General features: G+C 73.1%; 18 protein-coding genes. 4 read left to right on the forward strand and 14 right to left on the reverse strand.

All coding sequences use genetic code 11. From position 1 onward, the window contains the following. Positions 1–84 precede the first annotated feature (84 nt). The 3 genes from WMF29_RS42710 to WMF29_RS42720 all read right to left on the reverse strand — a co-directional run bounded on the left by WMF29_RS42710 (position 85) and on the right by WMF29_RS42720 (position 3,924). The gene (locus WMF29_RS42710) at positions 85–738 is read right to left on the reverse strand and encodes a hypothetical protein (RefSeq protein WP_437325792.1); all 654 of its coding nucleotides are present in this window, start codon (positions 736–738) and stop codon (positions 85–87) included. After that, the gene (locus tag WMF29_RS42715; RefSeq protein ID WP_437325793.1) at positions 735–1,667 is read right to left on the reverse strand and encodes an ABC transporter permease; all 933 of its coding nucleotides are present in this window, start codon (positions 1,665–1,667) and stop codon (positions 735–737) included. Before WMF29_RS42715 ends, WMF29_RS42710 begins: the two co-directional genes overlap by 4 nt. 61 nt (positions 1,668–1,728) lie before the next feature. After that, positions 1,729–3,924: a MopE-related protein gene (locus WMF29_RS42720; RefSeq protein ID WP_437325794.1), complete on the reverse strand. Its 2,196-nt coding sequence runs from the start codon at positions 3,922–3,924 to the stop codon at positions 1,729–1,731. A gap of 137 nt (positions 3,925–4,061) precedes the next feature. On the opposite strand from WMF29_RS42720, the gene WMF29_RS42725 reads away from it, so the two are divergent. Continuing rightward, positions 4,062–5,489, forward strand: a complete 1,428-nt coding sequence (locus WMF29_RS42725) for a sensor histidine kinase (protein ID WP_437325795.1) — start codon at positions 4,062–4,064, stop codon at positions 5,487–5,489. A gap of 154 nt (positions 5,490–5,643) precedes the next feature. Here the strand turns inward: WMF29_RS42725 and WMF29_RS42730 are convergent, their stop codons facing one another. The 3 genes from WMF29_RS42730 to WMF29_RS42740 all read right to left on the reverse strand — a co-directional run bounded on the left by WMF29_RS42730 (position 5,644) and on the right by WMF29_RS42740 (position 7,741). After that, positions 5,644–6,084, reverse strand: a complete 441-nt coding sequence (locus WMF29_RS42730; protein ID WP_437325796.1) for a hypothetical protein — start codon at positions 6,082–6,084, stop codon at positions 5,644–5,646. Between the two features lie 33 nt (positions 6,085–6,117). Further along, positions 6,118–6,534: a hypothetical protein gene (locus WMF29_RS42735; protein ID WP_437325797.1), complete on the reverse strand. Its 417-nt coding sequence runs from the start codon at positions 6,532–6,534 to the stop codon at positions 6,118–6,120. 85 nt (positions 6,535–6,619) lie between these two features. Further along, the gene (locus WMF29_RS42740) at positions 6,620–7,741 is read right to left on the reverse strand and encodes a site-2 protease family protein (RefSeq protein WP_437325798.1); all 1,122 of its coding nucleotides are present in this window, start codon (positions 7,739–7,741) and stop codon (positions 6,620–6,622) included. A 256-nt stretch (positions 7,742–7,997) separates the two neighbouring features. Here WMF29_RS42740 and WMF29_RS42745 point away from each other — a divergent pair, with 256 nt between their 5' ends. Further along, complete coding sequence (locus WMF29_RS42745; RefSeq protein WP_437325799.1) at positions 7,998–10,079, forward strand: carotenoid oxygenase family protein; 2,082 nt, start codon at positions 7,998–8,000, stop codon at positions 10,077–10,079. Here the strand turns inward: WMF29_RS42745 and WMF29_RS42750 are convergent. Next, positions 10,061–10,684 (reverse strand): hypothetical protein, encoded by a 624-nt coding sequence (locus WMF29_RS42750; RefSeq protein WP_437325800.1) that lies wholly within the window; start codon positions 10,682–10,684, stop codon positions 10,061–10,063. The two genes, WMF29_RS42745 and WMF29_RS42750, sit on opposite strands and share 19 nt — an antisense overlap. A gap of 1,018 nt (positions 10,685–11,702) precedes the next feature. On the opposite strand from WMF29_RS42750, the gene WMF29_RS42755 reads away from it, so the two are divergent. Beyond that, positions 11,703–12,419 (forward strand): hypothetical protein, encoded by a 717-nt coding sequence (locus WMF29_RS42755; RefSeq protein WP_437325801.1) that lies wholly within the window; start codon positions 11,703–11,705, stop codon positions 12,417–12,419. A 235-nt stretch (positions 12,420–12,654) separates the two neighbouring features. Here WMF29_RS42755 and WMF29_RS42760 read toward each other — a convergent pair whose 3' ends face one another. The 3 genes from WMF29_RS42760 to WMF29_RS42770 form a co-directional block, all read right to left on the reverse strand. After that, a complete protein-coding gene (locus tag WMF29_RS42760) occupies positions 12,655–14,484 on the reverse strand; it encodes a glycoside hydrolase family 15 protein (protein ID WP_437325802.1) in 1,830 nt (609 codons plus the stop codon). Between the two features lie 75 nt (positions 14,485–14,559). Then, positions 14,560–15,108, reverse strand: coding sequence for a response regulator transcription factor (locus WMF29_RS42765; protein WP_437325803.1), 549 nt, complete (start codon positions 15,106–15,108; stop codon positions 14,560–14,562). Further along, the gene (locus tag WMF29_RS42770; RefSeq protein WP_437325804.1) at positions 15,105–16,397 is read right to left on the reverse strand and encodes an ATP-binding protein; all 1,293 of its coding nucleotides are present in this window, start codon (positions 16,395–16,397) and stop codon (positions 15,105–15,107) included. The genes WMF29_RS42765 and WMF29_RS42770 overlap by 4 nt, the downstream gene beginning before the upstream one ends. A 208-nt stretch (positions 16,398–16,605) precedes the next feature. Here WMF29_RS42770 and WMF29_RS42775 point away from each other — a divergent pair, with 208 nt between their 5' ends. Then, the gene (locus tag WMF29_RS42775; RefSeq protein ID WP_437325805.1) at positions 16,606–17,292 is read left to right on the forward strand and encodes a hypothetical protein; all 687 of its coding nucleotides are present in this window, start codon (positions 16,606–16,608) and stop codon (positions 17,290–17,292) included. On the opposite strand, the gene WMF29_RS42780 is transcribed toward WMF29_RS42775, so the two are convergent. The 4 genes from WMF29_RS42780 to WMF29_RS42795 form a co-directional block, all read right to left on the reverse strand. Beyond that, positions 17,277–17,777: a hypothetical protein gene (locus WMF29_RS42780; protein WP_437325806.1), complete on the reverse strand. Its 501-nt coding sequence runs from the start codon at positions 17,775–17,777 to the stop codon at positions 17,277–17,279. The genes WMF29_RS42775 and WMF29_RS42780 overlap by 16 nt on opposite strands. Further along, the gene (locus WMF29_RS42785) at positions 17,774–18,154 is read right to left on the reverse strand and encodes a phage holin family protein (protein WP_437325807.1); all 381 of its coding nucleotides are present in this window, start codon (positions 18,152–18,154) and stop codon (positions 17,774–17,776) included. The genes WMF29_RS42780 and WMF29_RS42785 overlap by 4 nt, the downstream gene beginning before the upstream one ends. A gap of 212 nt (positions 18,155–18,366) precedes the next feature. Next, positions 18,367–19,245: a peptide chain release factor N(5)-glutamine methyltransferase gene (prmC, locus tag WMF29_RS42790; RefSeq protein WP_437325808.1), complete on the reverse strand. Its 879-nt coding sequence runs from the start codon at positions 19,243–19,245 to the stop codon at positions 18,367–18,369. A 2-nt stretch (positions 19,246–19,247) separates the two neighbouring features. Continuing rightward, on the reverse strand, positions 19,248–20,675 hold the full coding sequence (locus tag WMF29_RS42795) for a phosphomannomutase/phosphoglucomutase (RefSeq protein ID WP_437325809.1): 1,428 nt from the start codon (positions 20,673–20,675) through the stop codon (positions 19,248–19,250). Between the last annotated feature and the right edge of the window lie 262 nt (positions 20,676–20,937).

Consider the following 20,937-nt stretch of genomic DNA (forward strand, 5'->3'; position numbering starts at 1 on the left):
CAACGCACGGAGGAAGGACGTGAGCTGGGCGAGGGGCGGGCCATGAGCCCCCGCGCGCTCACCCCTGCCCGCCGCCGGCGCGCCTCACGCCTGCCAGATCGCCAGGAGCCACACCGCGACCCCCGCCGCGCACACAGCGAGCCCCGGCACCGCCCGCGGCCACACCCACTGCCCCGTCACCGTGACCGCGCGCCGCACCACCCAGACGGCGCCCGCGACCCACGCCGCGAACGCCCCGACGAGCGCGACGACCCAGCCGACCCGCGGCGCCTCGTCGCGCGCGAGCGCAGCGAGGTGCTGCCGCTCGACCGCCGCGGCAGGCTCGGTCCGGGTGCCCGGCGGGCGCGGCGCGGCCGCCGACAGGCGGGCGATGGCCGCGTTGGCCAGCTCGAGGTCCTCCGCGTGCGGCGTCGTGAGCCACCGCGTCTCCAGGGCGGCCGTGCGCACCGCGCGCCACGCGAAGAGCGCCGTGTCGGCCTGACCGAGGCCCTCCGCGGCCGTCGCGAGCGCGATCAGCCGCTCGTACGCGACGCGGACGTGCGGCGCCCCGGGGGCGTACCAGCCCGCCGCGCGCCGCGCGTGGAGCGCCGCCGCGTGCGCGTCGCCGGCGCGCAGGGCGTCCGTGCTCTCCGCGATCTCCCGCTCGCCCGCGGCCACCACCCGCAGCGACGCCGCGCCGACGAGGAAGCCGGCGACCGCGAGGCCGCGCAGCGCGCCGAGCACGACAGAGAGCCTCACAGAAAGTCGCGTCTCTTGAAGACGAACGCCGCCACCAGAAGGAGAATGAGCGCCCACCCGGCGCACGTGATCGCCGCCCAGCCCAGGTACACGAGGAGGTTCGCGTCCGCGACCTCACCCGCGAGCAACGGGCGCGGCGGCACGTAGATCTGAAGGTTCGGGACCACCTTGGAGAAGGCGTGCGCCGCGGCGCTGATCTGGGGGCCGAAGTACTTCACCGGCAGCCGGGCGAGCGAGTCGGCGTTGCGCCCGATGAGGAAGACGCCCAGCGTGAGCAGCGAGGACAGGAACGGCGTCGAGAACGACGAGAACAGCGTCGCCACCGCGGCGACGATGCCGACCTCGAGGAACGCGAGCGCGCTGCCCGCGAGCACGACGCGCCGCTCCGTCGGCGCGCCGCCCGAGAAGAGCACGCCGAGCACGAGGAAGACCGCCGCCCAGGGGATGAACCCGTACGTGCGCGCCAGCGGCGAGCGCCACGCCACGACCCCGAGCGCCGCGAGCGAGGCGGCCCCGGCGCCCGCCACGAGCGCCAGCGAGCGGCCGGCCAGCACGGCGCTGATCTGCAGCACGAGCCCGGCGTCGGCCAGGATGAACACCGCGAGCGTCAGCAACGTGCCGAGGTACTTGCCGACGAGGTGCTCGCCGCGCCGCACCGGGCGGGCCAGGATCGGGAAGATCGTCTTCTGCTCGAGCTCTCGGTACAGCGACGTCGCGCCGATGATGACCGCGACCGCGATGCTGAAGAGCGAGATCGACGCGACGCCGAGATCGCTGACGACCCGCGCCCCGTTGCGGAGCGTGTAGGCGCCGACGATGATCGAGTAGAACGCGACCGCGAAGGCGACGCCCGCGAGGCCGATGAGGATGCGCGCCCGAAGCGATTCCCGGTAGGTGTTGAGGGCGATCGCAGAGATGCGGCCGAACATCGGGGCGACGTTAGCAAGGGACGGGGGGAGCTTGAAAGGGCCGCGGGTCAGGAGCCGCGGGTCAGGGGCCGGCGCCGTCCCCGGGGTCGACGACCCGCACGTCCAGGAACCACAGGCCTTGCGCGAGCGCGTGGCCGTCGATCTGGAGGTAATAGACGCCGGGATCGAGCACGAGATCGAGGAAGCTCCGCTGGGGGTCCGTACCGATCGTGCAGGAAAGCGGCATTTCGACCCCGGGACAGCCCGGGCCGCGGCGGACCGAGAGCAGCGTCTCGTAGCTCGATCCGGCCATGTCGAGCACGACCCGCCTTCGCCCGGTGAGCGTGAGCCGGAGGAGCTGGTCCCGGGCGCCGCCCTCCTCCGTGCCGGCGCGGTCGCAGCCGGCATTGAAGTCCGCGGCGGCGTTGGCCGTGTTGCCCTGGAAGAAGCCGCCGCTCTCCGGGATCTCCAGCGCCCCCTCGCACGCGTCGGAGAACGGCACCAGCGTCGGCGGCACCGCCGGCCGGACGAACGCCGTCACGCTCACGGGCTGGCCGAGCTGCGCCTCGGCCACGACGCGGTACGACCCCGGCGCGACGTTGCGCCGCGCGCTCCGGAGCGGCGTGACCTCGCCCACGCCGCACGCGAGCCGATCGCCCTCGCCGCCGCACGCCGGCGCGGACAGGGCGATCGCGCCGGAGTCGCCGGCCGACAGCTTCTCGACGAGCAGCACGTCGGACGCGACCGGCAGCTCGAGCGCGTACACCGCGTCCACGGCGGCAGGGCCGCACCCGAGATCGACGTCGTCCTGGTGGCCGAGCAGCGACACGGAGACCGTCCGGTTCGGCGCGAGCTCGGCCGCCCCTTCGCACCGCTCGTCCGGCGGCGGCTCGGTCGGCGGCGAGAGCTCCAGCGTGACGAGCGCCGAGGTCGGCGCCGTCGCGGAGACCGCGACGGCGTACACCCCCGCAGGCAGCGCGCGCCGGAAGAGGTGCGGCGCCGCCGCCGTCTGGCAGGCGAGCTCGTCCTCCGGCAGCGCGCACGCGGCGCTCCGCAGCGAGAGCGAGGGGTCGCCGTCGCCGTCGGTCGAGATCGCGTAGAGGTCGACGTCCTGGGGCTCGGCGAGCTCGAACGTGTACACGAGCTCCCCGAGCCCGGTCTCGCACGCGCTCCCGAGATCCCGGGCGGCGTCGAGGATCGTCGCCAGCGCCGGCGCGCCCGGCGAGAGGGGCGCCGCCGTGCCGCACGTCTCGTTCTCCGGCGCCGGCGTCGGCGGCAGGAACGCCACGTCGACGACGACCGGCGCGCCCACCTTCGTCGTCACGTAGAGCGGCAGCGCCGTGGCCCGCTCGGGATCGCCGAGGCCGCGGGCCCGGAGCTTCGCGAGCTTGCCGCCGTCCGCCGTCTCGTGGGGCCCCCCGCACGCGATCTCGGTCGCGGCGTCGCCGCACTGGCCGGCGAGCGTCACGGCGACGTCCGTGGCCTCCGTCTCCTCGTCGGGGGCCTCCGTCCGCGCGGTCACCTCGACGTCGACCGGCGGCCCCGGCGGCAAGATCACCGCGGCCACGACGTCGTGCGTGCTCGCAGGGCGGGGCAGGCCGCACGAGCTCGCGTAGTGGAAGCCCGCGCCCGCCGTCGTCATCGCGTACGAGCCCGGCGCGGAGATCTCCAGCGCGTCCAGGCACGTGTCGTGCTCCGGAGACACGCAGCCGGCCTCGTCGGCGCGCCCGTCGCAGTCGTCGTCCCGATCGTTGCCGCAGACCTCGGGCTGCGCCGACGACACCGTGGGATCGGCGTCGTCGCAGTCGCCCCCGCCGCAGTGCTCGTCGGGATCGCCGTCGAGATCGGCGTCGCGCGGCGCGCTCTTGCACGCCTTGGTCGCCTCGTCGCAGGCGTCGATCGTGCAGGTGCTCTGATCGTCGCACGCGATCGGCGCGCCGGGCACGCAGCCGAGCCGCGGGTTGCAGCGCTCGACGCCGTCGCAGTAGACGTCGTTCTGGCAGGCGCTGTCGTCCGGCGTGAAACGGCACCGCCCGAGGGCGGTGTCGCACGCATCGAAGGTGCAGGGAAATCCGTCCTCGCACTGATCGTCGTCGACGCACGGGCCGCCCAGCGTCGGGTCCGCTGGAGCCTGCTCGCCGCCGGCGCCGCCTTCACCTCCCTCGCCGCCCGCTCCACCGGCGGCCGACGGGAAGGGGCTCGGGGCGCTCGAGGCGCAGGCGGCGCCGGCGAGCGCCGCCGCAGCGATCGCTCCCCAGAGGAGAGCGAGACGCGTCAAGGAGGAAGGCGTCAAGAAGGAGGAAGCGCGAGTCCGCATCGAACGAGGTGAGCGGCAATGAGCGTAGCAGGGCACCGCCACGTCTGGCATCATGGCGCGCGATTCCGCCGAGCGTCGCGGATAGAGGGAAAAACAGGGTGACCAGCGACAGATTGACCCGACCCGAGCTGACGTGGCTGCTGGCGCAGGAGGCGCGGAGCGCCGCCCAGAAGCTCCGCCAGGGCGTGGGGATGATCGCGACCGAGAGCGCGCCGCCGCCGACGCCGTCGCCGGACGACGGCTCGGGCGGCGTCGAGAGCACGCTCAACCGGCTCGACGAGGCGGTGAGCATGCTCGCCTCGCTCCACGGCCGCCCCATGCCGCGCGGGCGGCGCGGCCGCGTCGACCTGACCGCGCTCCTCTGGGAGGTCGCGCCCGAGGCGCGGGTGCAGATCGAGATGGGCGAAGGGACCACCGTGTTCGGCGACGAGACCGAGCTCCGGCGGATGCTCCAGGTGCTCATCGCGCAGGGCGGCGACCCCACGAGCCTGACCGGGGCGCCCGACGTGAGCATCCACCGCGTCGGCGACGAGGTGAGCGTCCGGGTCAACCTCGGCCCGGAGACGCCCGTGAACTTCGAGACCGAGCGGGTGTGGCTGTCGCGCATGGCGCTGCGCTACGGCGGCCGGCTCGAGCTCGACGGCCAGATGCAGACGCTGACGCTGCCCGCCGAGGTCGATCTCCAGCGCCTCGAGGTCGAGAGCCTCAGGAAGGAGCTCGCCGCTGCGCAGGCGCAGGGTGAGGCCTACGCGCGCGAGCTCGCCGCGGTCTTCTCGCGGGCCGAGGGCGAGCGCGAGCGCGGGTCGCTGTCCGGCGTCCTCTCGCGGCTCGGCGGCAGCGAGCCGGTGTCGCACCTGCCCCCGAGCGGCGACAGCCTCGCGGTGCTCGTCGCCGCGGTGCGCGTGCTCGGGACGCAGCTGCGCGGCATCCTGTCGGCCATCGGCCGCGACATCGCGCCGCTCCGGACCCACGGCGGCGACGCGGGCGAGACGGCCTCGTCGGTGGGGCGCCACGTGACCGCGGCGTCAGAAATCGTCAGTGATCTCGCGAGGTTGGGCGCGTGTCCGCTCCACGAGTTCCCGCGCCACTGCGACGTCGCCGACGTGCTCCGCGACGTCGTGAAGGACGATCTCGCGCGCGCGGCCCGCCACGACGTGCGCGTGGTGGTCGAGGCGCCGGAGACCACGCAGGAGGTGGTGCCGCAGGGCGCGCTGACGGTGCTGCTGCACGCGCTGCTCGATCACGCCATCAGCGCGTCGCCGCCGGGCAGCGAGGTGCTCGTCTCGCTCACCGAGGGCCCGAGCGGGGTCGAGATCACCTTCGACGACGCCGGGCCGCCGCTCCCGGCCGCGGCGCGGAGCGTCGTGCTGAGCCGCGACTTCGAGGCGGTCGCGCAGGGCCGCCCGCCGGCGCTGCCGCTCATCGCGGCGCACGCGATCGCCGCCCATACGAACTACGGTATCGCCATCGAGGACGGGCCGCGGGGGGATACCCGGGTGCGGCTCACGATCCCGCGATCGGGGTAGCGCCTCGTGGCAGAGATGCTGCCACGGCTCTGCCTCGCGAGCGGAGAGAGATTCAACGCAAAGGCGCCAAGAGCGCAAAGTCGCAAAAAGGCATGATATCTGTTCTTCCTTTGCGCCTTTGCGTCTTTGCGTCTTTGCGTTGAAATCTCGCCTGCTATCGCAGGAACGAGCTCGGCGGGAAATCGACGTCGAGGTTGAGCGTGGCGCCGCGCACGATATGGATGTCCTCCACCTGCAGCGTCGTGGTGACGGGGCGGTCGTTGCCACGCTCCACGAGCGTCGCCGTGGCCGTGTAGTCATCGGGCGGGAGATCCACGGTGATGCTGAAGTCGTCGCAGCGCGCGTAGTCTCTCGCCACCTCGCGGCTGCCCCGGTAGATGATCAGCTCGAAATCCGCTCCTCCGCGGCTGTGCTGGGAGCACGCCCGCGCATCCATCCGGTTGGCCACGGTCCACTCCATCGTCAGGCTCCCGACGGCCTGCGTGGGCCGCGGCCGGCGCTGGGCGCTCGGCTCCACGTCGAGTATGCACCCCAGGGCCAGGAAGCTCGATAGCGCGAGGCCGCAGAGGGGAAAGACGCTCTTCTCCTGATTCATCCTCGTACCCGTCCTTTCGCTGCTACCTCGCCGTCAGCGCGGTGTGTAGTAACGGCGCCCCCGCTCGCGCGGATAGCTCAGCTCACGCTCCGGCACGTACCGCGGCGACGTCCGGTACGTCTGCCTGTAGTGCTGGAGCTCCGTGGGCTCCTCCTCGAAGATGACCCAGCCCCGGTTCGTCGGGTAATACCAGCGGCCGTCGACCAGGTACGCATACGTCCCGCGGAAGTAGACGCGCGGATAGGCGGCGATCTCCACCGGGACGATCTCGGCGCGCACCGCCGGAACGCCGGACACGACGAACCCACCCTCGGTCCCGACCGTGCCCATACACCCCATGAGCAGCGAGGCGCCGACCGCGAGCGCAGCCGCGGCGAGCGAGGCCCTCGTCACACAGAGAGATCTGGACCGCCCTCGCACGGGCGGAGTCACGTTGTTGCTCTGGTTCACGTCATTGCTCCTCGGAGCGCGACTCAGCAACGCGAGTGCCAGCGCGGCGCGACTCGAGATCTCCGGATCTCCGCCGGCGCGGCGCTCAGCGGGCCGCGCGGAGCGCGCCGGCGAGCGCGAGCGCGCGCTGGATCTCCGCCGACGTCACCAGGCCGATCACGCGCTCGCCCTCGTCGAGCACCGCGACAACGCTCGCCTCGCCGCTCGCCAGCACGTCGAACGAGCGGGACGCATCGTCGTCCGCGTGCGCCCTCGGCACATCCACGGGCATCGCCGCGCCGACCGTCGCCGGCGCGACGCCGCCCTGCAGCTGGCGCGCGAGATCCCAGACCGTGATGACGCCGATCTCGCGGCGCCCCTCGCCGTCCCGGGGATCGTCGATCACGCGCGCGCCGACCAGGTTGTGGCGCAGGAGCCGCTCGGCCACCGCGCGAGGGCTCTCGTCCGCATACGCCTCGCCGAGCCGATCGGTCATGAGCCGCGCGACCGGGATGCCGCGGAGGAGCTCGTTCGTGCTGGAGCGCGCCTGCTCGGCCGACGCCCCCATGTAAACGAACATCGCGATGAGCACCAGGATCAGGTTCCACGAGAGCAAGCCGAAGAGCCCGAAGGCCACCGCCATCACCTTGCCGGTCGCCGTCGCGATGCGCGTCGCGCGGGCCCGCCCGAGGCGGCGCAGGAGCAGCCCGCGCAGCACCCGGCCGCCGTCCATCGGGAACGCCGGCAGCAGGTTGAACGCGCCGAGGAGCGCGTTCGTGATCGCGAAGGCCACGAGCGCGGCGCCGATCTCCGCCGGCGCCGGGAGCAGCCGATACGCGGCGTAGCTGACGAGCGCGATACCGAAGCTCACGAGCGGCCCGGCGAACGCCATCCACGCCTCGTGCTCGGGATCGTCGCGCTCCATCTGCGAGACGCCGCCCAGCATCATCAGCGTGATCGCGCGCACCCGGATCCCGTTCTTGAGCGCGACGAGCGAGTGGGCCAGCTCGTGCACGAGCACCGCCACGAACAGCCCGACAGCCAGGATCGCCCCCCAGGCGAGCGGCGGCAGGCGCATCTCCTCGCGCGGAATCCCGAGCGACGACGCGATCAACGAGAACTGCGACGACGCCACATACGCCACGTACGGCAGGAAAATCAGCAATGTGATGTGCAGCCGTATCGGGATTCCACGGATCCGCAGGACTGTCAGCCCCTGGTCGAACATGTGCCTCCTGATCCACAGGTACAGATGGGGCCGACAAGCACCTTCGCAAGCCGCCGAGACGGCGCCAATGCGCGGAAGACCAGGGCGCCGCGCAGCGCCGCCACACATTGCAGAGAGGCGCGCGGCGCTGCGAGGGCGCCAGCGCACGTCCGTCCCAGGCGGGAATCACGGCGAGGAGCGCGTTCGGTGACGCGCGGCGCAGCGCGGCGCCCACGCCGCGCGCGGATTGGCGTAGCTTGGTGTGACCGAGGTCGTCATGCGCCAGCGCGTCCCCGATGCATTGATGGCAGCGAGCACGGAAGAGCTGACGAAGGTCGAGCTCGCGGTCCTGGATTCATCGCACTCGGGCGGCGTGCCCAGGGACCTCACGGGCCACGTGTTCGCGATCGGGCCCGTCGGCTCGGTGGACGGCGACCTGCCCAGATCGGACGGCGCGCCGATCCTCAATGGCAATGGCATGATCTACCGGCTCGACTTCGGCCGCGGCGGGGCGGTCCGGCTGACCTCGAAGATCGCGCGCACACCCTGCTATCACGCGGACGCCGCCTCGCGCCCCGGCACGCGCTTCGAGGCGCTGGGCTTCCGTGACGCAGGGCTGCTCCGCTTCTCGCCGCACCTCGGCCTGCGGAACCACCTCAACACCGCGTTCGTGACCCTGCACGCGCCGCGCGCCCCGGCGCGCCTGCTCGTCACGAGCGACACGGGCAGGCCCTACGAGATCGACCCGGCCACGCTGGAGCTCGTCACGCCGGTCGGGCGCAACAGCACGTGGTACCCGGCCGCGCCCGTCGATCACCCCTTTCCGATGACGCTCTCGAGCGCGCATCCATGCTTCGACGCGGAGCGGGGCGAGCTCCTCACCGTCAACTACGGTCGCTCGCTCCTCCCCCTGTTCGTCGCGTCGCTGCCGCGGCTCGACGAGCTCCCGCGCTCCTGGGATCGGCTCGCCGCGGCGGCCGCGTCGATGATCGAGCAGCAGCTCGTCCGCCCGAGGGCGGATCGGATCGAGGCGTTCGCCAAGCGGGCGCTCGAGCTCTTGCCCGCGCGCCTCCGCTCGAGCGCGCCGCCGGGGCCGGGCGACCTGCTCGCGCGGCAAGCGGCGCGCTTCGGCGGCGTCGCGCTCGACGAGCCGGCGGGCGACTTCGTGCACCTCCTGCGATGGGACGGCCACAACGAGCCTGAGCGGCACGCGCTGGTCCTGCCGAGCGGCGCGCCGGTGCGCATCGAGCAGAGCGTGCACCAGATCGGGCTCTCGCGGCGCTGGGTCGTGCTCGCGGACACGGCCTTCAGGATCGGCCTGGAGAGCGTGGCGTTCCGGGGCTCCAAGGAGAGCCCCGGGCTCGAGCGCCTCGTGCGGTCGCTCCTGACGATGCCCCACGAGCCGAGCACGACGTTCTACCTGGTCCGGCGGGACGCGCTGCGGCCGGGCGGCGGGCCGGTCGTGGTGAAGCGGGTCGTCGTCCCGCTGGAGACTCTCCATTTCCTCGTCGACTACGAGGATGCGGGGGACCGCGTCACCGTGCACGCGGCGCACAACTGCGCGACCGATCACGGGGAGTGGCTCCGGCCCTGCGATCGGCACGCCGCCGACAAGACGCCGGCGCCGCCGCGCCTGCGTGGCCTGTTCCCGCTCGGGCAGGCGGACGTGAACCGGATCGGCCGGTATACCCTCGACGCGGCGGCCGAGCGCGTCGTGGATCAGGCGGTGTTCGCCGATGCCGCGCGGGCGCTCGGCGTCGGCCTCTATGCGTACCGGGAGACGGGCGCGTCGTGGATGCCGCCCGATCGCCTCGAGAACGTCTACTGGCGCGGCGGCGGGATATGGGATGAGCTGTCGACCGAGTTCATCGACAGGCTCTACGCCGCGCACCCGCACAGGTCGCTCCCCCTCCCGGCGCTCCGCCGGATGCGCGCGGAGGGCGGCCACCCCGACAGCCTGTTCCGGTTCAACCACCGCGCGATGCGGATCGAGGATCGCTACGAGTTCCCGCGGCGCGACGTGGGGTGCTGGCTCAGCTCGCTGCAGTTCGTCCCGCGGCGCGGCGGCAGCGGGGCCGACACGGACGGGTACGTCGTCGCCATCGTCGCGACGCCGCGCCGCGCGGAGGTCTGGATCTTCGACGCGACGAACCTGGCGCGAGGTCCGCTCTGCAAGCTGGGGCACCCGGCGTTCCGGCCAGGGCTGACCCTCCACACGGCGTGGCTCAACGCGGTCGCGCCGTGGAGGGGCGGATACAGGGTGCCGGTGCGGGAGGATTATGAGGAGTTCGTGGCAGAGGCCCCCGGGGACCAGGTGAAGGCGCTGTTCGAGGAAGAGGTCTATCCGCGGTTCGCGTGAGCCGCGACGCGGGAAGGCCGCGAGCTGCGAGGCGGGGGCGCCTCGGCGCAGCGCGGGGGGACCTCGGCCCCGAGGCCGTCGACCCGCTCGAGCAGCACGCCCGTGGCGCCGTCTCCCAGGATCTCCGAGATCTGGTGGTTGCCCCACGGCTGCCCTGCGCGCAGGCGCCGCGACCGCACGTCGCTCGCCACGATGAGCACGCGCCGACACCCCCTGTCGAGGTGCCGATTCGCCAGCTCGACGGCCGCGGAAAAACCGCCCTGAGCGGGCGTGAGATCGATCGTCAGCGCGGGAACGAGGCCGGCCATGCACGCGGCGAAGGCCGCCTCGCCGGCGTCCCCTCCCCCGCCGTCGTCGGTCGTCATGATGAGGACATCGACGAAGGGATCGCGGAGCCGCCCCACCTCGATGAGCTCCCGCAGCACCGCCGCGGCCATGGAAAGCGTGGTCTCCGCGGCGCCGGCGAAGCGCCGCTCCGCGACGCCCGTCGTCTCGTGCAGCCAGTCCGCAGAGTGAGGGAGACCGTAGCTGGTGATGAGCTCCTGGTTCGTGACGACGCGCTCCGGCAGATAGGCGGCGACAGCCGCGATGCGACGCTGGAACATGTTTCTGCTCTGTTACGACGCCGCGACCGACGCGCGCCGCTCCTGCAAACCTTGGCCAGGGCAGCTCGATCCGGCGCTCCACCACCGCCGTTCGGCCAGCGCCGAGCGCGCTGGACAGCCAGCGTCCCGGACGACATGAGACAACCCGCCACCGGGTCCTTGAGAGCCGTGGGGCAAACTACACAATCGGATGCTCCCTCCCCGTCACCGACATCCTCCACTGGACCATTTACAGAACGTCCTGCGCAAGTGGGAATAACAGCCGATTCGGCCCCGTCCGCCGCCGGAGCAGGAAAGCGGCGCAGCGGGAGGGGCCTGTTGCGACGCGGGCGGCATCGTCGCCGGCGCGCGCCGCATCGCGTCGCGCGCCGGCGACCAATTCCGACCAGGAGCGACAATTCCGCTCTCACAGGCGAAGGGATGCACAAACGTGTCGGAACGCGAGGCGCTGAGCAGGCAGGGCGCAGGGCGCGTGTCTCGCCTGGACGGCGCCATCGAAGTCACCGGATCACGCCCCTTTGTGTCCAATCACATCCATCTGCGTCCGATCACGTCCGATCACGTCCGTTTGGGTTCGATCACGTCCGTTTGCGTCTTGTGGTGTCGACGCTTCGTGAGGCCGCTCTTTTCTGGATCCGGAGGGAGGTTTTACCTGTTCGAGGACACCTCCGCTCGCCACGACCACCGCGCGATCCACGCCGCGGGGAACCGCCTTCGCGTCTTCCTTGTTCCCGCGCGGCCCCGCGGCGCGCGGCGGGACACCTTCTATCCTATCCATCGTAATCGCGACGCCGCTCCAGCGCGCGCCGCGCTCGCCCGGATCCACCACGATTGAATCGCGGAGAAATCCCAGGGGAGCGCAGATGCGAGGAGCGCCTGATTCGAGGCCGCCATCCCGCGAATCCATGCTGCTCGAAGCGGCAGCCTCTGCACAGAAGAGCGAGGCACACAGCCTGCTCTGGGGTGCACCAAGGTGTTCGGGGGCCGCAAGGCTCATCAGGGACACCGGGGAGGACCAATGATCTCGATTCACAAGACGATGGGCTTTGCGATGATGCTGGCGCTCGGTGCCGGGTGCGCGGTCGGCGCGGACGACGACTTCAACACGGATGACGAGAGCGTCGACTCCGCGAACAGCGCGCTGGAGGCGGACGAGCGCGGCGGGTACGCGACCCAGTCGCAGGCTCAGGCTCAGGTTGGCCAGATGGGGCCCAGCAAGCTCGGTCTGCCCCCCAGCAAGGGTCTGCCCTCGAAGGGCATTCCGATGCTGCCCAGCAAGGGCGGGCTCCTTCCCAGCAAGGGTGAGTTTCCGACCAAGGGCCTCCCGAGCAAGGGCGGCTACCCGACCAAGGGCGGATACGCGCAGCAAGGCCCGGCGCAGATCGGCCAGGCGCAGCTCGGCCAGGCGCAGCTCGGCCAGGCGGGCGAGCTCTCGCAGGCTCAGCTCGGCCAGGCGCAGATCGGACAGGCGGGCCCGGCGCAGATCGGACAGGCCGGCCTCGGGCAGACGGGCGTGGTCGGGCAGGAGACCGGGCAGCGTGAGGGCGAGCGCTGCTTCGGCGGCTTCGGCGGCTTCGGCTGGGGCGGCTTCGGCTGGGGCGGCTTCGGCGGCCTCGGCTGCGGCTTCGGCGGCGGCGCCCTCGTCTCGTCGTTCACGAGCTGCACGACGGCCTTCGTCCCGATCGGGATCGGCGGCTTCGGCGGCTGCGGCGGCTTCGGCGGCTTCGGGTGGTGATCTGACCCCATCGTGCTGGCCGGCGCCAGGGACTCCGCGTCGCAGGATCCCTCGGCGCCGCGCCAGCCCCCTCCTTCTACACACCTGCACGACACACCTACAGAGCTCGTGAGCGCCGGCCGCCTGGGGTTGGATATCCCGGGCTGCCGGTAGCCGCCTCTCCCTTCCACCGATCGCGCACGAGCCACACCCCGCCGCTCGCCGGCGGGGAGCGCGCGAGGACCCGGATCCGACTTCAGCCGCCCTGACCGAGCGCGCGATCCAGGTAGAACGCCGCGCTGACCAGGCCGAGGTGGGTGAACGCCTGGGGGAAGTTGCCGAGCAGCTCTCCGCTCGGCCCGATCTGCTCGGAGTAGAGCCCGAGGTGGTTGGCGTACGTCAGCATCTTCTCGAAGATGAAGCGCGCGTCGTCGAGGCGGCCAGCGCGCGCGAGGGCCTCGACGAGCCAGAAGGTGCAGATGCTGAACGTGCCCTCCCTGCCGGTCAGGCCGTCGCCCGCGCCCTTGCCGAGCTCGTAGCGGTGGACGAGCGTGTCGCTCGCGAGCTCCTCGAGCGTGCGGTCGAGCGTGCCGAGGATACGCGGATCGGTGGGGGAGATGAAGCGCATGAGCGACATGAGCAGGTTGCTCGCGTCGAGCGCGGCCCCGCCGAAGGCCTGCACGAACGTCCTCCGCTGCGCGTCCCAGCCGCGCGCCATGATCGCCTCGTAGATGTCGTCGCGCGCGCACGCGACGCGCTGCCGGTCGAGCGGCAGAGAGCGCTTGCTGCTGAGCCGCAGCGTCCGGTCGAGCGCGACCCAGCACTGGAGCTTCGAGTAGACGAACTGCTGCTTGCCGCCGCGCACCTCCCAGATGCTCTCGTCTTCCTGCTCCCAGCTCTGACACACCCAGTAGGCCATGCGCCGGAGCTCGCGCCAGAAATCATAAGAGATGGGAGATCCGTATTTGTCGAAGAGATATACCGAGTCGATGAGCTCGCCGTAGATGTCGAGCTGGAGCTGCGTCGTCGCCCCGTTGCCGACGCGGACCGGCCGGGACCCGCGGTAGCCGTCGAGGTGGGTGAGCGCGACCTCGGGGAGCTCGTGGCGTCCGTCGATACCGTACATGAGCTGCAGCGGCCCGGTGGGGCCGTCCTCCTCGGAGACGCGGGCGCTCAGCCATTCCATGAAGCGCGCGGCCTCCTCCGTGTAGCCGAGCCGGAGGAAGCCGTAGAGCGTGAACGCGGCGTCGCGCACCCAGACGTAGCGATAGTCCCAGTTGCGGACCCCGCCGATCTCCTCGGGCAGGCTGGTCGTCGCCGCGGCGACGATCGCGCCGGTCGGCTCGAACGTGAGCAGCTTGAGGACGAGCGCCGAGCGGTCGACCATCTCGCGCCAGCGCCCCTTGTAGCGCGAGCGGGCGAGCCACGACCGCCAGAAGGCGACCGTGCGCCGGAGCGCGTCCTCGCCGTTGATCGGCGTGGCGAGCAGATCGGCGCTGGCCGTCCAGTCCTCGACCTGGCGCAGCGAGAACGTGGCCGACTCGCCCGGCTGGAGCACGAAGTCGGCGGTGACGCCGCCGGCGCCGTCGCTCGACAGGGGGACCGGGCTGATGAGCGCCAGGTCGAGGCCATCGGAGTCGAAGACGGCGCCGCGCGGGTCGTCGAGGATCAGGCGGTGGGGGCGGCGGGCGAAGTCGATCGCGGGGCGGCAGGCGAGCCGGAAGCGCACCGCGCCGCGGACGGCCCGCGCGACGCGGACGATCTGGTGCATCCCGCGGCGGTAAGCGCCGTACGTGTCCCGGTGGATCGGCATGAAATCGCAGACCTCGCCGACGCCTTGCACGTCGAGGAACCGCGTGAGCAGGACGTTGGTGTCGGGCATGTACATCTGCTTGTTGCTCGACGTGCCGTTCGCCGCGGAGAGCGCGAAGCGGCCGCCGCGCTCGTCGTCCAGGATGGCCGCGAACACGCTCGGCGAGTCGAAATGGGGGAGGCAGCACCAGTCGATGGATCCATCCATCCCGACCAGCGCCACGGAGTGCATGTCGCCGATGACGCCGTAGGACTCGATGGGTTTGTAGGGCATGGCCTCTCCATAGGGCTCGCTCGACCGAGCGGAACCCGCCTCTCGTGGACGCTCCCCTCTACCCCCTCACGCCCCTCACGATCTCGGCGGCAGGCGCGAGAGCTTCCGCTGGAGCGAGCGGCGGTGCATCCTGAGCTTGCGCGCCGCCTCCGAGATGTTCCCCTCGCAGTCCGCGAGCACGCGCTGGAGGTACTCCCACTCCACCCGCTCGAGCGACGGCAGGTCCTCGTCGTCGGCGCCGCGCGCGGCCGGGGCGACGCCGAGCAGCGACCGCGCGCACCGGGCCGCGTCCACCGGCTTGGTCAGGTAATCGACCGCCCCGGCCCGGATCGCCGCCACCGCGTTCGCGATCGTGCCGTATCCGGTGAACACCACGATACGGATGCCGTCATCCATGCTCCGCAGCGTCCCCACGAGGTCGATCCCGCTCTGCCCCGGCATCCGGACGTCGACGAGCGCGTACTCGAACACGTGCCCTCGCGCCATCGCCGCGGCCTCCTCGGCGCTGGCGGCGAGGGACACCGCGAACCCGCTCTTGCCGAGCGCCTGCCCGAGCGCGGTCCGGAAGGTCGCGTCGTCATCGACGATGAGCAGCGTCGGCTCGCCGGCGGCCTCGGAGCTCATGAGTCCACCGGCGCGAGGCGCAGGGCGACGCGCGTGCCGCGCTCGCCAGACCCCTGCCTCGGCGACACCGTGAGGCAGCCGCCGACCTGCTCGATGAGCGTCCGCACGAGGTAGAGCCCGAGGCCCATGCCCTCGCCGGGCGCCTTGGTGGTCACGAACGGCTCGCCGAGCCGCCCTTCCAGGCCCGGCGCGACGCCCGCGCCGCCGTCCTCGACGCTGATCACGGGCGCGCCGCCCTCGTCCCCGACGGTGACCACGATCGGCTCCGCGACCGCGGGGCTCGGCCCGAGCGCCTCGAGCGCGTTGTCGAGCAGCGCGAACAGCGCCGCCTCGACGTCGGCCGCGTCGAGCGGCACCGTGCGGCGCGGCGCGAGATCGCCGCGCACCTCGACCGCGACGCCGGGGTGCGCCGCCTGCCAGGCCTGCACGCCGCGCCGGGCCGCCTCGCCGACCTCGACCCCGGCGCGCAGGTCGCTCGCCCGGACGTCCGCCCGCATGCGCGCGATCACCACGCGGCAGCGCTCGACCTGCTCCGCGATCGTCCGGGCGCGGCGCTGCGCGGCGTCGCTCGATCCGGGGTCGCTAAGGCTCTCCCCGGCGAGCACCGCGATCGTGCCGAGCGGGGTGCCGAGCTCGTGGGCGGTGCCGGCCGCGAGCGCGCCGAGCGCCTGGAAGCGGGACGCCTCCTCCGCGCGCCGGCGCAGCGCCGCGTTCTCGGCCGCGCTCTCGTCGAGCGCGCGGCGGATCTTCAGGAGGACGTGGGCGACGAGCGCCGCGCTCAGCACGAAGGCGAGGAGCATCCCGTAGAGGTGGGTGGAGAACGCGCCGTGCTCCGGGTGGCTCGGGCAGCACGCGCCGGCGGGGAGCGCGAAGAGCGCCGCGAAGAGGCAGGCCGCGAGCGCGGCGAGCGCGAAGGTCGTGCGCGGCGGCAGGAGCGCCGCGGCGAGGGCGACGTGCACGAAGAAGAGGGCGCTGAACGGGTTGCCTGCGCCGCCCGACGCGGCGAGGACCCCAGCGATCGCGACGAGATCGAGCGCCACGACGCCGGCGACGACGGCGCTCTCCGCGCCCCGATCCGACCGCACCCGCCGGTCGAGGGCGAGGTTGAGCCCGGCGGCCAGCACCAGGATGGGCACGGCGACGGCGTACCGGACGTGATAGCCGAACAGCGCCTCGTCGACGGCCAGGGTCGCCGCGAGCAGCGCGAACACCGCCCAGCGCAGTCCGACGAGCCACCGGAGGACGATCCTGCCCGCCGGCGCCCGCTCCAGGGAAGCTTCGTGCGTCACGGCGGGAGCATAGCGCGAACGCCGAGGGGGCCGAGCCCACCGCGGCAGAGCCGCGGAGGACAGGAAGGCCGATGGACGCGGCGGGGACACGGCACGAACACGGACGATCCCTCCCGTGCGACGGCGCGCCGTCACGCCCGCGCCGGTCCACGCCGAGCGGCAGGATTGCGATGCCGAGCCCCGCGTCATCGTATAGGAAAGGGAGCCCATGGCGACGTGTCCCCACCTCCGACGCGCGCGCGCGGCCGCGCTGCCGGCGCTCCTTGGCCTCAGCCTGCTCCCCGCGGCCGCCGCGGCGCAGCCGACGGCGGCCGGAGAGACGCCGGCCGCCGATCCGCTGTTCGCGCCCAGATCGGCCGCGCGGCGCAGCGGGCTCGCCGCGGGCATCGCCGGAGGCCTGGCGCTCGGGAGCGCCGCCGGCTTCCCGAACGACGTCCAGAAGATCGGATTCGAGCGCCATTACACGGAGACCGGCGTGGGGATCGGCGCCGGAGGCTACGTCTGGATCGGCGGCGCGCTCGCGGACTGGCTCACGTTCGGCGCTGGCTTCGGCGGACACGGCCTGAGCGCCGCGGACCACGCCTCCCTCGCCGGGGGGTTCATGCTCCACACCGAGGTCTTCCCGCTCTTCTCGCTCGCGGATCGGTGGAGGGACGTCGGCGTCGCCTTCGACGCCGGCACGGGCGTCGCGTACACGACCTCCGACGCCGACGGCGCGGAGGTCATCGACGGCGCCCTGCCGGCCCGCATCGGAGGCGGCGTGTTCTACGAGGGGATCCGGCTCTGGAAGGTGGCGATGGGCCCGTGGCTCTACGCCGACTACACCTGGAGCACGTCCGTCCGCCAGCCAGGGTTCTACCTGGGGTGGCGCACCGCCCTCTACACCGGGCCCTGACCGGACGGCCTCCTGGTCCCCGGCGCCGCGGCGCTGAGCTCGAGCGGGCCCCGCCGCGCCTGCGCGTCCCGATCCGGCAGCGCCAGCGTGAGCCGGACGCCGCGCCGGATGAGCTGCATCGCCACGAACGACGCCATGCCCACCAGGATCCTCCGGCCGATCTCGCGGGACACGCTCGGCTTGCCGCGCGGCGCCACCCGCTCCGGGTGCCGCCAGAAGCGCACGAGCGCGCGGAGGCGCTCGCCGCCCGGCCGCTCGTTGCGCGCGCGCACTTCCTTGATCAGCGCGATCGCCGCCGCGCCGCCCGCGATCGCGAGCAGCAGCCCTCCGGCGAGCACCTCGGGGCCGTGCCGGCGCACCCGCGACCGCACATCGACGAGCACGTGGCGCCGCCGATCGAGCGCCTCGATCGTGTGCATCAGCCGGTCGCGCAGCTCGTCCGCCCTCCGCTCGAAGTCCGCGCGTTGACCGTTCAGCCCCTTCATACGAGCTCCCGGACCAGCCGGACGTCCGCCCCGAGGCGGCCCCGGGTCCTCTCGAGCGGCCTTCTCGGCGCGCTCTTGTAGCCGACCACGCCCACCACGATCGCCAGCGCGATGAACGCGAGCCCTATCAGCAGCGCCGGCAGCGGCTCCGGCGCGATGGCCAGCGCGATCGCGACGAGCACCAGCGCGACCCCGAGCAGCGCCGCGGCCGCCGCCGCGCCGAGCGCGACGCACGACGCCTTCGCCCGCGAGATCTCCTGGTTCATCTCGTCGCGCGCCAGCGCGACCTCGACCTGCATCAGCTCCCTGGCCTCGGCGATCGCCTCCTTCACGAGATCTGCTGTCGAGCTCTCCGGCCTGGGATCCAGCTGCCTCATGGGACACCTCTCCGCCTCGCGGCGTGAACACGCTCGGGGGCGGCGCAGGCAGCCGGCGGCGCGCGGGTCGCCCCGAGCCCCCGCCACCGACTGCGCCACGCCCCCCTCGCCGTGCGTCGCTGTGCATACAGCGCGCCAGCCCCATCCTCGCGGTCGCGGAGGCGCGCGCGCTGCGCGGCCGCGGCGGCCCCGCCCTCCCGGGCGGCGGGCGATCAGGGCAGGGCGCCGGAGACGACGCGCTCGTGCCCGCCGTAGTCGAGGTGCCTCGAGACGCCGCCGAACCCCGCCGCGGCGAAGAGCTCGGCCACCGCGCCCGCCTTGCCGGCCTCGACCTCCACCGCCAGCACGCCGCCGGCGGAGAGCAAGGCCGGCGCGCCCGCGACGATCCGGCGCGTGAAGACGAGGCCGTCCGGGCCCCCCGCGAGCGCGAGGTGGGGCTCGTAGCCGCGGATGTCGATCTGCAGCGCGGCGACGTCCTCGTCCGGAATGTACGGTGGGTTCGCGGTGATCAGGTCGAAGCGAAGGCCGGACGGCACGCCGGCGAAGAGGTCCGAGCGCACGAACCCCGCGTTGACCGCGCCGAGGCGGAGCGCGTTCTCGCGGGCGACGGCGAGCGCGCCGTCCGAGATGTCGACGCCGAGGACGCGGCTGGTCGGCCGCTCGCACGCGAGGCTGACGGCGACGCAGCCGGACCCGGTGCACAGGTCGAGCACGCGCGCGGAGAGCGCGAGGTGCCTCGTCCGGGCGAGGCCGACCTCGACGAGGATCTCGGTGTCGGGGCGGGGGATGAGCACGCGCGGATCGACGCGGAACGGGCGGCCGTAGAACTCCCGCACACCGAGGAGATAGGCGACCGGCTCGCCGGCGCGGCGGCGCTGGTGCAGCTCGCGGTAGGCGGCGAGCTCGGCCCGATCGAGCGGCCGCTCGGCGTCGATGAGCAGCCCGACGCGATCGAGGCGCAGCACCTTGCCGAGCAGGAGCTCGGCGTCGAGGCGCGCCGAGGACGCGCCGCGCTTCTTCAGGTCGCCCGTGGCCCAGGTGATCACGCGCCGGATCGTCCAGGCCTCGCTCTGCTGCTCGCCTTCGGACATGGTCACGGGAGCGGGGCGGCGGCGACGGCGTCGCGGACGGCGGCGGAGACGACGGCCTCGACCTGGGCGCGGGCCGCGTCGCGGTCCGTGACGGACCGCCCCTCGAACCGCAGCACCAGGATCGGGCCGGTGTTGGAGGCGCGGCAGAGGCCCCACGCCCCGCCGCCGAAGTCGATGCGCGCGCCGTCGATGTCCACGACCGGACGGACGCGGCGGAAGTGCTCGGTCACGCGGCGGACGACCTCGAACTTCACGGCGTCCGGGCAGTCGACGCGGATCTCGGGGGTGGCGAAGGTCTCCGGCACGTCGGCGAGCAGCTCGCCGAGGGGCCGCCGCGCCCGGGCGACGATCTCGAGCAGGCGGACCGTCGCGTAGATCGCGTCGTCGAACCCGAACCACCGATCGGCGAAGAACATGTGTCCGCTCATCTCGCCGGCGAGCAGCGCGCCCTCCTCTTTCATCTTGGTCTTGATGAGCGAGTGGCCCGTCTTCCAGAGGATGGGGCGCCCGCCGCGCGCGGCAATGTCGGCGTAGAGCGTCTCGGAGCACTTCACCTCCCCGATCACGGCCGAGCCTGGGCGCTCCGCGAGGAGCGACCGCGCGAACAGGAGCAGCAGCTTGTCCCCCCAGAGCACCTCGCCGCGCTCGTCGACAACGCCGATCCGATCGCCGTCGCCGTCCCACGCGACGCCGAGCGCGGCGCCGGTCGCGAGCACGCGGGCGCGGAGCGCCTCGAGGTTCTCGGGGACGGTCGGGTCCGGGTGGTGGTTCGGGAAGAGGCCGTCGATGTCGCAGAAGAGCGCGTCCGGCGTGAAGCCGAGCGCCGCGAGCGTGCGGACGCCGAGCGGACCGGCCGCGCCGTTGCCGGCGTCGATCACGAAGCGGACGTCGGCGCCGGACAGGCGGGACGCGGCGCGCACCGCCGCGATGTAGTCGCCCGAGAGGTCGACCTCGGTGAGATCGCCCCGCGCCCCCGCGGCGCTACGGCCGCCGCTGCCGCCCTCCTCGATGAGGTCGGCGAGCGCCTGGATGTCCTTGCCGAAGAACGAGGCCTTGCCGCGCATGAGCTTGAACCCGTTGTCCGGCGCCGGGTTGTGGCTCGCCGTGATCATGATCGCGCCGTCGGAGTCGAGGTGGTGCGCCGCGAAGTAGAGCAGCGGCGTCGGCCCGACCCCCGCGGAGATCACGTCGGCGCCGCCCGCGAGCAGGCCGTCCGTGAGGGCCGAGAACAGCCGGTCGCTCGAGAGGCGGCCGTCCCGGCAGACCGCCACCTTCGGCCGAGCTCGGCGAGGAGGCGCCCCCGCGGCGAGCTCGCGGCCGAGGAGCAGGGCGAACGCGGCGCCGAGCTCGCGAGCGAGCTCGCTCGTCAGGTCGCGCTCGGCGGCGCCGCGGATGTCGTACTCGCGGAAGATGTGTCGGGGGACCTTCATGGACCAGGAGAGTAGCGCGCGTCGCCCGCGCTGCGGAGCGGGGCGGGCCGGGGCCTAGGACGCTCTGACACGGCGCAATCGTGGACGGAACGAAAAACGCCGCGCGCGCAGCGTGGGCTCGCCGGCGTCGTCATCGCGATCGCGCCGCCGCGCCGCCTCACCGCGTCGACATCGCGATCGCGCCGCCGCGCCGCCTCACCGGCTCACGGATTGCGTTCCTGGCCGCCGGACGGGTAACTTGGGCGCGTGGAGCCCAGGACCA

Origin of the sequence: Sorangium sp. So ce381 (assembly GCF_051473845.1) — a bacterium.
Lineage (GTDB): Bacteria > Myxococcota_A > Polyangia > Polyangiales > Polyangiaceae > Sorangium > Sorangium atrum.

Excerpts from the sequence above, each read along its gene's own strand:
- WMF29_RS42715 (WP_437325793.1), bottom strand. The coding sequence starts at position 1,667 with ATGTTCGGCCGCATCTCTGCGATCGCCCTCAACACCTACCGGGAATCG.
- WMF29_RS42730 (WP_437325796.1), bottom strand. The coding sequence starts at position 6,084 with ATGAATCAGGAGAAGAGCGTCTTTCCCCTCTGCGGCCTCGCGCTATCG.
- WMF29_RS42740 (WP_437325798.1), bottom strand. The coding sequence starts at position 7,741 with ATGTTCGACCAGGGGCTGACAGTCCTGCGGATCCGTGGAATCCCGATA.
- WMF29_RS42745 (WP_437325799.1), top strand. The coding sequence starts at position 7,998 with ATGCGCCAGCGCGTCCCCGATGCATTGATGGCAGCGAGCACGGAAGAG.
- WMF29_RS42750 (WP_437325800.1), bottom strand. The coding sequence starts at position 10,684 with ATGTTCCAGCGTCGCATCGCGGCTGTCGCCGCCTATCTGCCGGAGCGC.
- WMF29_RS42755 (WP_437325801.1), top strand. The coding sequence starts at position 11,703 with ATGATCTCGATTCACAAGACGATGGGCTTTGCGATGATGCTGGCGCTC.
- WMF29_RS42760 (WP_437325802.1), bottom strand. The coding sequence starts at position 14,484 with ATGCCCTACAAACCCATCGAGTCCTACGGCGTCATCGGCGACATGCAC.
- WMF29_RS42765 (WP_437325803.1), bottom strand. The coding sequence starts at position 15,108 with ATGAGCTCCGAGGCCGCCGGCGAGCCGACGCTGCTCATCGTCGATGAC.
- WMF29_RS42775 (WP_437325805.1), top strand. The coding sequence starts at position 16,606 with ATGGCGACGTGTCCCCACCTCCGACGCGCGCGCGCGGCCGCGCTGCCG.
- WMF29_RS42780 (WP_437325806.1), bottom strand. The coding sequence starts at position 17,777 with ATGAAGGGGCTGAACGGTCAACGCGCGGACTTCGAGCGGAGGGCGGAC.
- WMF29_RS42785 (WP_437325807.1), bottom strand. The coding sequence starts at position 18,154 with ATGAGGCAGCTGGATCCCAGGCCGGAGAGCTCGACAGCAGATCTCGTG.
- prmC (WP_437325808.1), bottom strand. The coding sequence starts at position 19,245 with ATGTCCGAAGGCGAGCAGCAGAGCGAGGCCTGGACGATCCGGCGCGTG.
- WMF29_RS42795 (WP_437325809.1), bottom strand. The coding sequence starts at position 20,675 with ATGAAGGTCCCCCGACACATCTTCCGCGAGTACGACATCCGCGGCGCC.